Raw genomic sequence first — 15,221 nt, 5'->3', positions numbered from 1 at the left:
CAATCCTTCTTGTGGACGAGGCTTGCCATATTCGCCGCCGATGCTGGCGATCACCGCTGCAGAGTCGATGATTGGGCGCTCGGCAACTCGCTGATCGCTCCGCTGAATGCAGAAAACCCCGTGTGACGTGATCAGCGGGGAAAGGAAAGGAAATCCGTGACCGATACGGACCTCATCACGGCTGGGGAAGGCACCGACGCCGATAAGCCGTCGGATTCTGTCGCCCCGGACACCTCGGACACCCCAGACGTCAAGACCAATGAGCCCGCCGGTTCGTTGGCAACGTTGGTGCTGCCCGAACTGCGCGCTCTGGCTAGCCAGGCCGGTGTCAAGGGCACATCGGGTATGCGCAAGAACGAGCTGATCGCCGCGCTCCAGGAGATCAGGGATCAGGCCAACGGCGCCGCGACCGGCGACCAGCCATCGCAGAGCGCGAGCCAAGAACAGCCGCAGGCCACTGCCGAGGCACCGGACGCCCAAAACAAACAGGACACCAAACAGGACAACAAGCAGGACAACAAGCAGGACACCAAACAGGAAGACGCCCAGAGCGAAGCACCGGGCCGAGACCGGCGCGGCGCCACTCGCGAATCGGGGTCGCCCTCCAGCGGCGCCACGCAACCGGAGCGCGAGGGCAAGGCCACCGACGGGACCGACAACCGGCAAGGGGCCAAACAGGACGCCAAGACCGACGAGCGCGGCGCCACCTCGGGTAGTGACCAAAGCGGTGACCAGCAAGGTTCGGGCGGGCAGCAGCCGCGCGACGACGACGGCGAAGGGCGCCAGGGCCGGCGGGGTCGCCGGTTCCGGGATCGCCGGCGCCGCGGCGAGCGGTCCGGTGACGGTGCCGATACGGAACTGCGCGAGGACGACGTCGTACAACCGGTAGCCGGCATTCTTGACGTTCTCGATAATTACGCGTTCGTCCGCACCTCCGGCTACCTCGCCGGCCCCCAGGATGTTTACGTGTCCATGAATATGGTGCGCAAGAACGGTTTGCGCCGCGGTGACGCCGTGACCGGCGCGGTTCGGGTTCCCCGGGAAGGCGAACAGCCCAACCAGCGCCAGAAGTTCAACCCGCTGGTGCGGCTGGACAGCATCAACGGTGGATCCGTCGAGGACGCGAAAAAGCGGCCTGAATTCGGCAAATTGACACCGCTGTATCCCAACCAGCGCCTTCGGCTGGAAACCACCACCGAGCGGCTGACCACGCGGGTCATCGACCTCATCATGCCGATCGGTAAGGGCCAGCGCGCGCTGATCGTCTCACCACCCAAGGCCGGAAAGACGACAATCCTGCAGGACATCGCCAACGCGATCACCAAGAACAACCCGGAATGCCACCTCATGGTCGTGCTCGTCGACGAGCGGCCCGAGGAGGTCACCGACATGCAGCGTTCGGTGAAAGGTGAAGTCATCGCCTCAACGTTCGACCGCCCCCCGTCCGACCACACGTCGGTCGCGGAGCTGGCCATTGAGCGCGCCAAGCGGCTCGTGGAGCAAGGCAAGGACGTCGTGGTTCTGCTCGACTCGATCACTCGACTGGGCCGTGCCTACAACAACGCCTCGCCGGCGTCGGGCCGGATCTTGTCCGGTGGTGTCGACTCCACCGCGCTGTACCCGCCCAAGCGGTTCCTTGGCGCCGCCCGCAATATCGAGGAAGGCGGATCACTGACCATCATCGCCACCGCGATGGTCGAAACCGGTTCCACCGGCGACACCGTGATCTTTGAGGAGTTCAAGGGCACCGGCAACGCCGAACTCAAGCTGGACCGCAAGATCGCCGAACGGCGAGTTTTCCCCGCGGTCGACGTGAACCCCTCGGGCACCCGCAAGGACGAACTTCTGCTGTCTCCCGACGAGTTCGCCATCGTGCACAAGCTTCGCCGGGTGCTCTCGGGTCTCGACTCTCATCAAGCCATTGACCTGCTGATGTCGCAGCTGCGCAAGACGAAGAACAACTACGAGTTCCTGGTGCAGGTGTCCAAGACGACGCCGGGGTCGATGGACAACGACTAGCTCGACGTTGAACTGACGTCACGCGGCGTGGCATCACCGCCACTGCAGTTGGCTCGGGTGGTCCTTGAGCTGCCGCGTCGCCGGGAATGCGCTCGCGCATCGCGCTGTTTGGGATGATGGTGGTTGACCTGGCATAATCGACGCTCGGCCAACCCGCAGGCGCAGGCCCGATCGCCACATCGAACACGGGACTCACATGGCCGCCAACGATCGAAGAGGACAGCATGAAATCGGATATTCATCCCGCATACGAGGAGACCACTGTGCTCTGCGGGTGCGGCAATACTTTCCAGACCCGCAGCACCAAGCCGGGCGGTCACATCCATGTCGAGGTTTGCTCACAATGCCACCCCTTCTACACGGGCAAGCAGAAGATCCTCGACAGCGGTGGCCGGGTGGCCCGTTTCGAACGTCGCTATGGCAAGCGCAAGGCCGCGGCTGACAAAGCCGCCGCCAGCCCGGACACCGCCGACAAGTAGCTCGCTTCCCGACGCCCGAACTGTGCACGAACGGCACAGGCCGGGCGTCGGTTCGCGTTTGGGGCAATCGGCTCGCCGGAAGTGAGGTGTGTGATGACGCAGCCGCTACAGACGATTGACGTGCTGCTGGCCGAACACGCCGAGTTAGAGGCAGCGCTGGCCGATCCCGAACTGCACAGCAAGCCGGACGAGGCCCGCAAGGTTGGGCGTCGGTTTGCCCGATTGGCGCCGATTATCGCCACCCATCGCAAGCTGGTGGCTGCGCGCGACGACCTGGAGGCCGGCCGTGAACTGGCAGCAGCCGATGCTTCTTTCGCCGAGGAAGTCGTTGAACTAGAAGCTGTCGTCGTCGAGCTGGACACTGCGCTGACCGACATGCTCGCACCGCGGGACCCACACGACGCCGACGACATCGTGCTTGAGGTCAAGTCCGGCGAGGGAGGCGAAGAATCCGCGTTGTTCGCCGCCGACCTCGCCCGGATGTACATCCGCTACGCCGAACGACATGGCTGGACAGTGACCGTGCTGGACGAAACCACCTCCGATCTGGGCGGCTACAAGGATGCGACGCTGGCTATCGCGAGCAAGGGCGACACCGCCGACGGGGTGTGGTCGCGAATGAAGTTTGAGGGTGGCGTACACCGGGTGCAGCGGGTCCCTGTGACGGAATCGCAAGGTCGCGTGCACACTTCGGCAGCGGGAGTGCTGGTATATCCAGAACCTGAAGAGGTTGGCGAGGTGGTGATTGACGAGTCGGAACTGCGCATCGACGTCTTCCGGTCGTCGGGGAAGGGCGGCCAAGGTGTCAATACGACCGACTCCGCGGTGCGCATCACCCACTTACCCACAGGAATCGTCGTGACCTGCCAAAACGAACGTTCACAACTGCAGAACAAGACGCGCGCGCTGCAGGTGTTGGCCGCGCGACTGCAGGCGATCGCCGAAGAGCAGGCGCTGGCCGACGCGTCCGCGGATCGGGCCAGCCAGATCCGCACCGTGGACCGCAGCGAACGGATTCGTACCTACAACTTTCCGGAAAACCGGATCACCGATCACCGAATCGGCTACAAGTCACACAATCTCGATCACGTTCTCCAAGGTGACCTGGACGCGCTCTTCGACGCCCTGACCGACGCCGACAAGCAGGCGCGGCTACAACAGCAACAATGATGACCCGGCTGCGGCAGACGATTGACGACGCGGCGGCGCTATTCGCCGAAGCGGGGATCGATTCCGCCCGCTGCGATGCCGAACTATTGGCCGCCCACGTCGCGGGCACCGACCGCGGTCGGCTGCGGATGTTGGAGCCGCCTGGTGACGAGTTCTTCGGCCGCTATCACGAGCTCGTCGCTGCGCGTGCGCAGCGGGTGCCGCTCCAGCATCTGACCGGGACCGTATCGTTCGGCCCGGTGGCCCTTCAGGTGGGCCCTGGAGTGTTCATACCGCGTCCGGAGACCGAGTCCATCGTGGCGTGGGCCGCTGGCCAGGCGATTGGCGCGCGACCCGTCATCGTCGACGTGTGCACCGGATCGGGTGCTTTAGCCGTCGCGCTAGCCCAGCACCGAGCCGAGCGTGGACTACAGGCCCGGATCTTGGGTATCGACGATTGCGAGTCGGCGCTCGATTACGCGCGCCGCAACGCTGAAGGCACCAACGTTGAGTTGCTGCGTGCTGACGTCACCACGCCGGGGCTGCTTCCTGAGCTCGACGGTCATGTCGACCTCGTAGTGTCCAACCCTCCTTACATCCCTGATGGTGCGGTTCTGGAACCAGAAGTAGCGCACCATGATCCGCATCATGCGTTGTTTGCCGGTCCCGATGGGATGACGGTGATATCCGCAGTCGTCGGTCTGGCCGGGCGCTGGCTGCGCCCCGGCGGTCGACTCGCGGTTGAACATGACGAGACCACGTCGTCGTTGACGATCGATGTGGTCAACCGCACAGAACTCTTCCACGACGTGCGTGCCCACGAGGATCTGGCCGGGCGGCCAAGGTTCGTCACCGCGCGCAGGAGGGGAAGGGCGAGCTCGTGGGAGGAGAGTGGCGCCACGGACCCGCGCCGCGACGATGCAGAATGACGCGATGAGGAGGAGCGGCGCTCTTGAGCGACATCTACGACTGTGCTGACCCTGACCAGCGCTCGCGCGGAATCGCTGCCGCGGTAGCTGCCCTGCAGGCGAGTCGCCTGGTCGTGATGCCGACCGACACGGTCTACGGGATCGGTGCCGACGCGTTCGACAGCGCCGCGGTGGCCGGTCTGTTGGCAGCCAAGGGGCGCGGGCGCGATATGCCGGTGGGTGTGTTGGTCGGCTCGTGGCACACGATTGAAGGTTTGGCCTTCTCGCTACCCGACGTCGCCCGCGAACTGGTGCGCGCGTTCTGGCCTGGCGCGCTCAGTCTGGTGGTCGCGCAGGCGCCGTCGTTGCAGTGGGACCTGGGCGATGCTCGGGGCACGGTCATGCTGCGGATGCCGTTGCACCCGGTCGCCATCGAGTTGTTACGCGAGGTAGGGCCCATGGCGGTATCCAGCGCGAACGTTTCCGGCCAGCCGCCGGCGGTCGACGCCGATGAGGCGCGTCGCCAGCTCGGTGATGTCGTTACGGTCTATCTTGACGCCGGTCCTGCGGCACAGCAGGCCGCTTCGACCATCGTCGACCTGACCGGAGCCGCGCCGCGAGTCCTGCGGCCGGGTCCGGTGAGCACCGAGCGAATCGCCGAGGTGCTCGGAGTGGATACGGCGAGTTTGCTCGGCTAGGTCGCGTACCGCCTGCTCGTGGCTGGCTCGGTGCCGGGGTCTCAGGTTGGTGCAGTACGGTTCCGTGGTGACCAGCGACCCGGCCAGCGATCTGGTTAGCCTTGCCGGTGGTTGGGTCGCCCTGTCGTATCGCGGAACCGGTGTCCCACTGCGTGAACTTGCGCTGGTCGGGCTGACCGCGGCGATCATCACCTACTTCGCGACCGGACCCGTGCGCGTGCTGGCTTCGCGTCTGGGCGCTGTCGCATATCCACGGGAACGGGATGTGCACGTGACGCCGACGCCGCGGATGGGCGGATTGGCGATGTATCTCGGCATTGTCGGTGCCGTTTTCCTTGCCTCTCAGCTTCCGGCTCTCACCCGTGGGTTTGTCTACTCCACGGGCATGCCCGCGGTTTTGGTGGCCGGTGCGGTGATCATGGGTATCGGTCTGATCGACGACCGGTGGGGTCTGGATGCCCTGACGAAGTTCGCCGGTCAGATCACCGCCGCCAGCGTGCTGGTCACCATGGGAGTCGCTTGGAGCGTTTTGTACATCCCGGTGGGCGGTGTGGGCACCATTGTGTTGGACCAGGCTTCGTCGATCCTGCTCACCTTGGCACTGACCGTGTCGATCGTGAACGCGATGAACTTCGTTGACGGACTCGACGGGCTGGCCGCTGGCCTGGGCCTGATCACGGCTTTGGCGATCTGCATGTTCTCCGTAGGGCTGCTTCGTGACCATGGTGGCGATGTGCTGTTCTATCCGCCGGCGGTGATTTCGGTCGTGCTCGCGGGGGCCTGCCTGGGCTTTCTGCCGCACAACTTTCACCGCGCCCGGATTTTCATGGGCGATTCCGGCTCGATGCTGATCGGCTTGATGCTGGCTGCCGCCTCCACCACTGCTGCCGGTCCGATTTCGCAGAACGCCTATGGCGCCCGGGATGTTTTCGTCTTGCTATCACCATTCCTGCTGGTGGTGGCGGTGATGTTCGTGCCGATGCTCGACCTGTTGCTGGCCATCGTGCGCCGCACCCGCGCCGGCCGTAGTGCGTTTAGCCCCGACAAGATGCACCTGCACCATCGGCTGCTGCAGATCGGTCATTCACATCGGCGAGTGGTGCTCATCATCTACCTGTGGGTCGGCATCGTCGCCTTTGGCGCCGCCGGGTCGATTTTCTTCGACCCGCGCCATACCGCGGCGGTGATGCTGGGCGCGATTGTGGTGGCCGGTGTCGCTACGTTGATCCCGCTGCTGCGTCGTAGCGACGACTATTACGACCCGGACTAGAGGGTGCTCCAACCCGAATGAGAGGGGTCTACGACGGGCAGTAGTAGTTGCGTCTACCGTGTGGTACGGTGCAGGTAGAACCCCGAAACAAACCTCGCGGGTTGCCGGCCCCCCGGCCCGTCGGAGCACATCCGAGCGTGCCGATTAACGACCGACGCCAAGGAGCTACCCCTTGGGTGATTGCAGTGCGGCGACTGCGATACGCTCTGCGGGCCACCGCTCTGCAAATCAGGTGGTGCAGGCTCCACCAACTCGGGATTGAGGTGCGGCAGTGACGACACCAGCGCAGGACGCGCCGTTGGTGTTTCCGTCCGTTGCGTTCCGTCCGGTTCGCCTTTTTGTCATCAGTGTTGCGTTGACTGCGGTGGCGATGGTGGCCGCCGGATTGTTAGGCCACCTGATGGTCGGGGTGTTCATCGGCGTCGGGTTGTTGCTGGGTCTGCTCAACGCCCTATTGGTCCGGCGTTCGGTGGAAGCCATCACCGCACAGGCGAATCCGCTGAAGAGGTCGATGGCTCTCAACTCGGCGTCTCGGCTTGCGATCATCACCATCGCCGGGTTGGTCATCGCCTTTGTCTTCCGACCCGCCGGGCTGGGCGTGCTCTTCGGGCTAGCCCTGTTCCAGGTGCTCTTGGTCGCGTCTACGGCGCTGCCGGTATGGCAGAAGTTGCGCTCCGGGGAATCGGTCGGTCAGCCGATCGGATCGGACCCGACGGAAGGAAGGAGCGCCAGCCATGACTGAGACGATCCTGGCCGCCCAAATCGAAGTGGGCGAGCACCATACGGCGACCTGGTTCGGTATGACCGTCAACACCGACACGGTGTTGTCGACGGCGATCGCCGGCGTGATCGTCATTGCGTTGGCCTTCTACCTGCGCGCCAAGGTCACCTCGACAGATGTGCCCGGCGGGGTGCAGTTGTTCTTCGAGGCGATCACCATCCAGATGCGCAACCAGGTCGAAGGCGCCATCGGGATGCGGATCGCGCCCTTCGTGTTGCCGCTTGCGGTGACCATCTTCGTGTTTATCCTGATTTCCAACTGGCTGTCGGTTCTACCGGTGCAATACACCGATAAACACGGGAACACCACCGAGTTGCTCAAACCCGCAGCGGCAGACATCAACTACGTCATGGCGCTGGCCCTGTTCGTCTTCGTCTGCTACCACCTTGCCGGAATTTGGCGCCGCGGCGTCATCGGACACCCGATCAAGCTCCTCAAGGGGCACGTAGCGTTCCTCGCTCCGATCAACCTGGTCGAAGAACTCGCCAAGCCGATCTCCTTGTCGCTCCGACTTTTTGGCAACATCTTCGCTGGCGGCATCCTGGTCGCGCTGATTGCGCTTTTCCCGCCTTACATCATGTGGGCGCCGAATGCGATTTGGAAGGCCTTCGATTTGTTCGTCGGCGCCATCCAGGCCTTTATTTTCGCGCTGCTGACAATCTTGTATTTCAGCCAGGCGATGGAGCTAGAAGAGGAACACCACTAACCGCTACCCAATCTGGTAGTCCGCTACCAGAGTTATCAAGGAGGATAAAGGAAATGGACCCGACTATCGCTGCCGGCGCCCTTATCGGCGGTGGACTGATCATGGCCGGTGGCGCCATCGGCGCCGGTGTCGGTGACGGCATCGCCGGCAACGCGCTAATCTCCGGGGTCGCCCGGCAACCCGAGGCGCAGGGGCGGCTGTTCACGCCGTTCTTCATTACCGTGGGCTTGGTTGAGGCGGCTTACTTCATCAACCTGGCCTTTATGGCGTTGTTCGTCTTTGCGACGCCAGTCTCGTAATTCGCTGTGACGGGTTGGAATGGCTGAAGTGAGCTCACTGGTTACTGTTCTGGCGGCTGGCCAGCCAGCACAGGCAGCAGAGGAAGGCGGGACAAACAACTTCCTCGTTCCCAACGGCACATTTTTCGTTGTGCTGGCGATCTTCCTGGTTGTGCTCGGCGTCATCGGTACGTTCGTCGTGCCGCCAATCCTGAGGGTGTTGCGTGAGCGTGACGCCATGGTCGACAAGACGCTTGCCGACACCAAGCAGGCAGCCGAGCAGTTTGCTGCTGCGCAGGCCGACTATGAAGAGGCCATGGCGGCGGCTCGCGTCCAGGCGTCGTCGTTCCGCGACAACGCCCGGTCAGAAGGTCGTCAGGTCGTCGACGAGGCGCGCGCCCACGCCGAGCAGCAGGTCGCATCGACGTTGCAAACGGCTAACGAACAATTGAAGCGGGAGAAGGACGCCGTGGAACTGGATCTGCGTGCCAACGTGGCCAGCGTGTCTGCCACGTTGGCGAGTCGAATTCTCGGCGTCCCCGTTAGCACCTCGGCCTCCACTTCAGCTGCGGCGAGGTAACCACCAATGTCGACTTTTCTCGGGCAGTTGGTCGGGTTCGCGGCCATCGTGTATTTGGTGTGGCGCTTCGTCGTGCCGTTGGTGCGGCGTCTGATGTCGGCTCGACAGGACACGGTGCGCCAGCAGTTGGCCGATTCGGCGGCGGCCGCCGATCGGCTGGCGGAGGCGAGCCAGGCACATTCCAAGGCGCTAGCGGACGCAAAGTCGGAGGCGCTGCGGGTGGTCGAGGAAGCCAAGGCCGACGCCGAGCGAATCACAGAGCAGCTGCAGGCCCAGGCCGATGTCGAAGCCGAGCGCATCAAAGTGCAGGGCGCACGCCAGGTCGAGCTGCTGCGCGCGCAGCTGACTCGTCGGTTGCGGCTGGAATTCGGCCACGAATCCGTGCGCCAAGCAAGGGAATTAGTGAGCAGTCACGTTGGGGACCCAGCGCGGCAGTCGGCCACGGTCGATCGCTTTCTGGATGAACTCGACGCGATGGCACCTGCCGCGGCGGAAGTGGAATACCCGCTGTTGACCAGGATGCGATCGGCCAGTCGCCGTGCGCTGGTGGACCTGGTGGCTCAGTTCGACACGTTCGCCAAGAGCCTGGACAATCTCGGTCTGTCCGCTCTTGCCGCCGACCTGACGTCGGTGGCGAGACTGTTGGGCCGCGAGGTTGTTGTCACCAGGTACCTGACGGTACCGGCCGAAGACGCCGCGCCGAGGGTCCGGTTGATTGAGCGGCTGGTGTCCGGCAGGGTCGGCGCCCCCACGCTCGATGTGCTGCGCGCGGCCGTATCGCAGCGGTGGTCGGCCAACTCCGACCTGATCGATGCCATTGAGCATGTGGCGCGTCGGGCGTTGTTGGAACTCGCTGAACGTGAGGGTCAGGTCGATGAGGTCGAGGAGCAGCTGTTCCGGTTCTCCCGGGTGCTGGATGCGCAGCCGCGGCTTGCCATCCTCTTGGGTGACTACTCTGTTGCGGCCGAAGGCCGAGTCCAGTTGCTGCGCAACGTGCTCGAGCGCGCCAGTAGCGGCGTCAACCCGATCGCGGTTGCGTTGCTGTCCCAGACCGTCGAGCTGTTGCGCGGTCAACCCGCCGAGGAGGCGGTGCTGTTCTTGGCCGAAGTCGCGGTGGCGCGCCGCGGCGAGGTCGTCGCGCAGGTCAGCGCGGCAGCGGAACTCAGCGCCGGCCAGCGCACCCGCCTGGTCGACGTGCTTCGCCGCATCTACGGTCACCCGGTGGCCGTGCAGCTGCGGATCGATCCCACGTTGCTCGGCGGGCTCTCGATTGCCGTCAGTGACGAGGTGATCGACGGTACGCTCTCGTCTCGTCTGGCTGCGGCCGAGGCGCAATTGCCCGACTGAACCTGAACTTAGTCAGCACAACCCGAAGTAGGAAGACGAAAAGCCATGGCCGAGTTGACAATTCCCGCCGACGCCATTCAGGGCGCGATCGAAGAGTACGTAAGTTCTTTCACCTCCGACACCAGCCGCGAAGAGGTCGGTACCGTCGTCGATGCCGGTGACGGCATCGCCCACGTTCAGGGTTTGCCATCGGTGATGACCCAAGAGCTGCTGGAGTTTCCGGGCGGAATACTTGGTGTCGCTCTCAACCTCGACGAGCACAGCGTCGGCGCGGTCATCCTGGGCAACTTCGAGAACATCGAGGAAGGCCAGCAGGTCAAGCGCACCGGCGATGTGTTGTCGGTTCCGGTTGGCGACGGGTTCATGGGACGGGTGGTCAATCCGCTCGGTCAACCGATCGATGGGCGTGGGGAGATCGAGGCCGAGGAGCGGCGCGCGCTCGAGATCCAGGCGCCGTCGGTGGTGCAACGTCAAGGTGTGAAAGAGCCGTTGCAGACCGGAATCAAGGCCATCGATGCGATGACCCCGATAGGCCGCGGCCAGCGTCAGCTGATCATCGGCGACCGCAAGACCGGTAAGACAGCCGTGTGCGTGGACACCATCCTCAACCAGCGTCAGAACTGGGAGACGGGGGATCCGCAAAAGCAGGTGCGGTGCGTGTACGTGGCGGTGGGGCAGAAGGGCACCACGATCGCCGCCGTTCGGCGCGCCCTGGAGGAGGGCGGGGCGATGGATTACACCACCATCGTCGCGGCCCCGGCCTCCGACTCCGCGGGTTTCAAATGGCTTGCGCCGTATACCGGCTCGGCAATCGCCCAGCACTGGATGTACAGCGGCAAGCACGTACTGATCGTGTTCGACGACCTGACCAAGCAGGCTGAGGCGTACCGCGCGATCTCACTGCTGCTGCGACGCCCGCCCGGCCGCGAGGCTTATCCCGGTGACGTGTTTTATTTGCACTCAAGGCTTTTGGAGCGATGTGCGAAACTGTCCGACGATCTTGGCGGCGGTTCGCTGACGGGTCTACCGATCATCGAGACGAAGGCCAACGACATCTCGGCCTACATCCCCACCAACGTCATCTCGATCACCGATGGGCAGTGCTTCCTGGAGACCGACCTGTTCAACCAGGGCGTGCGGCCGGCCATCAACGTTGGCGTGTCGGTGTCCCGAGTCGGCGGTGCGGCGCAGATCAAGGCAATGAAAGAGGTGGCAGGGAGTCTCCGTCTGGACCTGTCGCAGTACCGCGAGCTGGAAGCCTTTGCGGCCTTTGCCTCTGACCTGGACGCTACGTCCAAGGCGCAGCTGGAGCGCGGTGCGCGACTGGTCGAGCTGCTCAAGCAGCCACAGTTCCAGCCCATGCCGGTTGAGGAGCAAGTCGTCGCTATCTTCCTCGGTACCGCCGGCCACCTGGACTCGGTGCCCGTGGAGGATGTCAGGCGGTTTGAAACCGAACTGCTGGACCACATGCGGGCTTCTGAAGACGCGATCCTCACCGAGCTCCGCGAGAGCCAGAAGCTCACCGACGAAACCGCCGATTCGCTCACCGCTATCATCAACCGCTTCAAGAAGGGCTTCGCGGCCACTGGCGGCGGCTCGGTGGTGCCCGACGAGCATGTCGAGGCGCTCGACGAGGAGAAGCTCGCGAAGGAAGCGGTGAAAGTCAAGAAGCCGGCCCCGAAGAAGAAGAAGTAGCGGGCATGGCCGCCACACTTCGCGAACTACGCGGGCGGATCCGCTCGGCGGGGTCGATCAAGAAGATCACCAAGGCCCAGGAGCTGATCGCGACGTCACGTATCGGCAGGGCCCAGGCGCGGCTTGGGTCCGCCCGGCCGTATGCCGTCGAGATCACCCGGATGCTCACCACGCTGGCCGCCGAAGCCGCGTTGGACCATCCGCTGCTCGTCGAGCGTCCCGAACCGAGGCGGGCCGGTGTGCTGGTCGTGTCGTCGGACCGCGGTTTGTGCGGCGCCTACAACGCGAGCATCTTCCGGCGCTCCGAGGAGCTGTTCTCCCTGCTGCGGGAGGAAGGAAAGACTCCGGTCCTGTATGTGGTAGGCCGCAAGGCGCTGAACTACTACACATTCCGCAACTGGGACATCACCGAGTCGTGGACGGGTTTTTCCGAGCAGCCCAAGTACGAAAACGCCGCGGAGATCGCGGCGAACCTGGTCGAGGCTTTCATGCTTGGCACCGACGAGAATTCGCTGTCTGACGCCGATCAGGGTGTCGACGAACTGCACATCGTCTACACCGAATTCAAATCGATGTTGTCGCAATCGGCGGAGGCCCACCGAATGGCCCCGATGGTGGTGGAGTACGTCGAAGAGGACCTTGGGCCGCGCACGCTCTATTCGTTCGAGCCGGACGCGACGACGCTGTTCGAGTCACTGCTGCCGCGGTACCTGACTACGCGTGTGTATGCGGCGCTACTGGAGTCCGCGGCCTCGGAGCTGGCGTCGCGTCAACGAGCGATGAAGTCGGCGACCGACAATGCGGACGACCTCATCAAGGCGCTGACGTTGATGGCAAACCGCGAGCGGCAGGCTCAGATCACCCAGGAGATTAGCGAAATCGTCGGTGGCGCAAACGCGCTCGCCGATGCCAGCTAGATGGCCCCACGAGGAAGCGAAAAGATATGACAGCAATGGCCGAAAAGACCGACAAGAGTGGAAGCGCCGAGACCAGCGGCCGGGTGGTGCGGGTCACCGGGCCGGTCGTTGACGTCGAGTTTCCCCGGGGTTCCATACCGGAGCTGTTCAACGCCCTGCACGCGAAGATCGATTTCGAGTCGTTGGCGAAAACCCTGACGTTGGAGGTGGCGCAGCACCTCGGTGACAATCTGGTGCGCACCATCTCGTTGCAGCCCACCGACGGCCTCGTGCGCGGCGTCGAGGTCACCGACACCGGTAACTCCATCTCCGTGCCGGTCGGTGAGGCAGTCAAAGGCCACGTGTTCAACGCGCTGGGAGATTGCCTCGACGAGCCTGGCTACGGGCAAGGGTTCGAGCACTGGTCGATCCACCGCAAGCCGCCGGCCTTCGAGGAGCTCGAGCCCCGGACCGAGATGCTCGAGACCGGTTTGAAGGTCGTTGATTTGCTGACTCCATATGTGCGAGGCGGCAAGATCGCCCTGTTCGGTGGTGCCGGTGTGGGCAAGACGGTGCTGATCCAGGAGATGATCAACCGCATCGCCCGCAACTTCGGCGGTACTTCGGTGTTCGCGGGCGTGGGGGAGCGAACCCGCGAGGGCAACGACCTGTGGGTCGAGCTTGCCGAGGCCAACGTGCTCAAGGACACCGCGCTGGTATTCGGCCAGATGGATGAGCCGCCCGGTACCCGTATGCGGGTGGCACTGTCGGCGCTGACGATGGCGGAGTGGTTCCGCGACGAGGCGGGCCAGGACGTGTTGCTGTTCATCGACAACATCTTCCGGTTCACCCAAGCAGGTTCCGAGGTGTCGACGCTGCTCGGCAGGATGCCGTCGGCGGTGGGTTATCAGCCCACCCTGGCCGACGAGATGGGCGAACTGCAGGAACGCATCACGTCCACGCGCGGACGCTCGATTACGTCGATGCAAGCGGTCTATGTGCCCGCCGACGACTACACCGACCCCGCTCCAGCGACGACATTCGCCCATCTCGATGCCACGACGGAGCTCTCCCGTGCGGTGTTCTCCAAGGGCATTTTCCCCGCCGTGGACCCGCTGGCATCCAGTTCGACCATTCTGGACCCTGGCGTCGTCGGTGATGAGCACTACCGCGTGGCGCAGGAAGTCATCCGAATCCTGCAGCGTTACAAGGATCTTCAGGACATCATCGCGATTCTGGGCATCGACGAGTTGTCGGAGGAGGACAAGCAGCTGGTCAACCGCGCCCGGCGAATTGAGCGGTTCCTCTCGCAGAACATGATGGCGGCCGAACAGTTCACCGGCCAGCCGGGATCGACGGTTCCGGTGAAGGAGACCATCGAGGCGTTCGACCGGGTCTGCAAGGGCGAGTTCGACCACGTACCCGAACAGGCCTTCTTCCTGATCGGTGGCCTCGAGGACTTGGCCAAGAAGGCCGAGAGCCTCGGCGCCAAGCTGTAGACAGCATCCGGTGGAGTCGAAAGGTGGTGTGGAATGGCCGAATTGAACGTTGAGATCGTTGCTGTCGACCGGAAGATCTGGTCCGGCACGGCAACGTTCCTATTTACCCGCACCACCGTCGGTGAGATCGGCATCTTGCCCAGCCACATTCCGTTGGTGGCCCAACTGGTCGAGGACGCCATGGTGCGCGTCGAGCGCGAGGGCGCCAAGGACCTGCGCGTCGCGGTGGACGGTGGTTTCATGTCGGTGACGGAAGAGGGAGTCAGCATTCTGGCTGAGTCGGCCGAGTTCGAGTCGGAGATTGACGAAGCCGCGGCCAAGCAGGATTCCGAATCCGACGATCCACGCATCGCCGCCAGGGGCCGCGCCAGATTGCGCGCAGTCGGCGCGATCGACTAGTACACCGATGAGCGCGCCCATGGTCGGCATGGCCGTGCTCGTCGTCGTCTTGGGGATGGCGGTCGCCGCCCTGAGTTATCGGTTGTGGAAGCTGCGGCAAGGCGGGACGGCCGGGATCATGCGGGACATTCCCGCGGTTGGGGGCCACGGCTGGCGCCACGGAGTGATCCGCTATCGCGGTGGCGAGGCCGCGTTCTATCGGCTGTCCAGTTTGCGTTTGTGGCCGGATCGGCGGCTCAGCCGACGAGGTGTCGAAATCATCTCTCGACGCGCGCCGCGAGGCGACGAATTCGACATCATGACACATGAGATAGTCGTGCTGGAACTGCGCGACACCACAGCGGACCGCAGGTCGGGCTACGAGATCGCGCTCGATAGGGGCGCATTGACGGCATTCCAGTCATGGTTGGAATCTCGCCCTTCGCCGCGGTCGCGGCGGCGCGGCGTGTGAACCTCGATCCTCGGAGACCGGCGCGATCACCATCCCGATGGGGCTGATGACCATGCCGGGCAGGTC

General features: G+C 64.0%; 16 protein-coding genes. All 16 read left to right on the top strand.

Annotation, left to right across the window (positions count from 1 at the left end; translation table 11 throughout):
• Positions 1 to 156: 156 nt before the first annotated feature.
• The 16 genes from rho to F6B93_RS16365 all read left to right on the top strand — a co-directional run bounded on the left by rho (position 157) and on the right by F6B93_RS16365 (position 15,155).
• Entirely contained in the window at positions 157 to 2,019 is a 1,863-nt protein-coding gene (gene rho, locus F6B93_RS16440; protein ID WP_211696026.1) for a transcription termination factor Rho, read from the top strand.
• Positions 2,020 to 2,243: 224 nt separating this feature from the next.
• The gene (rpmE, locus tag F6B93_RS16435; protein WP_211696025.1) at positions 2,244 to 2,498 is read left to right on the top strand and encodes a 50S ribosomal protein L31; all 255 of its coding nucleotides are present in this window, start codon (positions 2,244 to 2,246) and stop codon (positions 2,496 to 2,498) included.
• A gap of 93 nt (positions 2,499 to 2,591) precedes the next feature.
• Positions 2,592 to 3,668, top strand: coding sequence for a peptide chain release factor 1 (gene prfA, locus F6B93_RS16430; RefSeq protein ID WP_211696024.1), 1,077 nt, complete (start codon positions 2,592 to 2,594; stop codon positions 3,666 to 3,668).
• Positions 3,665 to 4,576 (top strand): peptide chain release factor N(5)-glutamine methyltransferase, encoded by a 912-nt coding sequence (prmC, locus tag F6B93_RS16425; RefSeq protein WP_211696023.1) that lies wholly within the window; start codon positions 3,665 to 3,667, stop codon positions 4,574 to 4,576. The genes prfA and prmC overlap by 4 nt, the downstream gene beginning before the upstream one ends.
• Before the next feature lie 23 nt (positions 4,577 to 4,599).
• Positions 4,600 to 5,253: an L-threonylcarbamoyladenylate synthase gene (locus F6B93_RS16420; RefSeq protein WP_211696022.1), complete on the top strand. Its 654-nt coding sequence runs from the start codon at positions 4,600 to 4,602 to the stop codon at positions 5,251 to 5,253.
• Between the two features lie 49 nt (positions 5,254 to 5,302).
• Entirely contained in the window at positions 5,303 to 6,523 is a 1,221-nt protein-coding gene (gene rfe, locus F6B93_RS16415; protein ID WP_211696021.1) for a UDP-N-acetylglucosamine--decaprenyl-phosphate N-acetylglucosaminephosphotransferase, read from the top strand.
• A 271-nt stretch (positions 6,524 to 6,794) separates the two neighbouring features.
• Positions 6,795 to 7,265 (top strand): ATP synthase subunit I, encoded by a 471-nt coding sequence (locus tag F6B93_RS16410; RefSeq protein ID WP_211696020.1) that lies wholly within the window; start codon positions 6,795 to 6,797, stop codon positions 7,263 to 7,265.
• Positions 7,258 to 8,010 (top strand): F0F1 ATP synthase subunit A, encoded by a 753-nt coding sequence (gene atpB, locus F6B93_RS16405; RefSeq protein ID WP_211696019.1) that lies wholly within the window; start codon positions 7,258 to 7,260, stop codon positions 8,008 to 8,010. Before F6B93_RS16410 ends, atpB begins: the two co-directional genes overlap by 8 nt.
• Before the next feature lie 53 nt (positions 8,011 to 8,063).
• Complete coding sequence (locus F6B93_RS16400; RefSeq protein WP_211696018.1) at positions 8,064 to 8,309, top strand: F0F1 ATP synthase subunit C; 246 nt, start codon at positions 8,064 to 8,066, stop codon at positions 8,307 to 8,309.
• 19 nt (positions 8,310 to 8,328) lie between these two features.
• On the top strand, positions 8,329 to 8,868 hold the full coding sequence (locus F6B93_RS16395; RefSeq protein WP_211696017.1) for a F0F1 ATP synthase subunit B: 540 nt from the start codon (positions 8,329 to 8,331) through the stop codon (positions 8,866 to 8,868).
• Positions 8,869 to 8,874: 6 nt separating this feature from the next.
• Positions 8,875 to 10,215, top strand: a complete 1,341-nt coding sequence (locus F6B93_RS16390; RefSeq protein WP_211696016.1) for a F0F1 ATP synthase subunit B/delta — start codon at positions 8,875 to 8,877, stop codon at positions 10,213 to 10,215.
• 45 nt (positions 10,216 to 10,260) lie between these two features.
• Positions 10,261 to 11,910, top strand: coding sequence for a F0F1 ATP synthase subunit alpha (gene atpA, locus F6B93_RS16385; protein ID WP_211696015.1), 1,650 nt, complete (start codon positions 10,261 to 10,263; stop codon positions 11,908 to 11,910).
• A 5-nt stretch (positions 11,911 to 11,915) separates the two neighbouring features.
• Positions 11,916 to 12,827, top strand: a complete 912-nt coding sequence (locus F6B93_RS16380) for a F0F1 ATP synthase subunit gamma (protein WP_211696014.1) — start codon at positions 11,916 to 11,918, stop codon at positions 12,825 to 12,827.
• A 26-nt stretch (positions 12,828 to 12,853) separates the two neighbouring features.
• Positions 12,854 to 14,305 (top strand): F0F1 ATP synthase subunit beta, encoded by a 1,452-nt coding sequence (gene atpD, locus F6B93_RS16375; RefSeq protein ID WP_211696013.1) that lies wholly within the window; start codon positions 12,854 to 12,856, stop codon positions 14,303 to 14,305.
• A 33-nt stretch (positions 14,306 to 14,338) separates the two neighbouring features.
• Positions 14,339 to 14,704: a F0F1 ATP synthase subunit epsilon gene (locus F6B93_RS16370; protein WP_211696012.1), complete on the top strand. Its 366-nt coding sequence runs from the start codon at positions 14,339 to 14,341 to the stop codon at positions 14,702 to 14,704.
• A gap of 7 nt (positions 14,705 to 14,711) precedes the next feature.
• On the top strand, positions 14,712 to 15,155 hold the full coding sequence (locus F6B93_RS16365; RefSeq protein ID WP_211696011.1) for a DUF2550 domain-containing protein: 444 nt from the start codon (positions 14,712 to 14,714) through the stop codon (positions 15,153 to 15,155).
• Positions 15,156 to 15,221: the final 66 nt, after the last annotated feature.

The organism is Mycobacterium spongiae, from assembly GCF_018278905.1.
Classification (GTDB): Bacteria; Actinomycetota; Actinomycetes; order Mycobacteriales; family Mycobacteriaceae; genus Mycobacterium; species Mycobacterium spongiae.
Note: the sequence above shows the minus strand (reverse complement) of the source record. Positions and strands in the feature narration are given on the sequence as shown.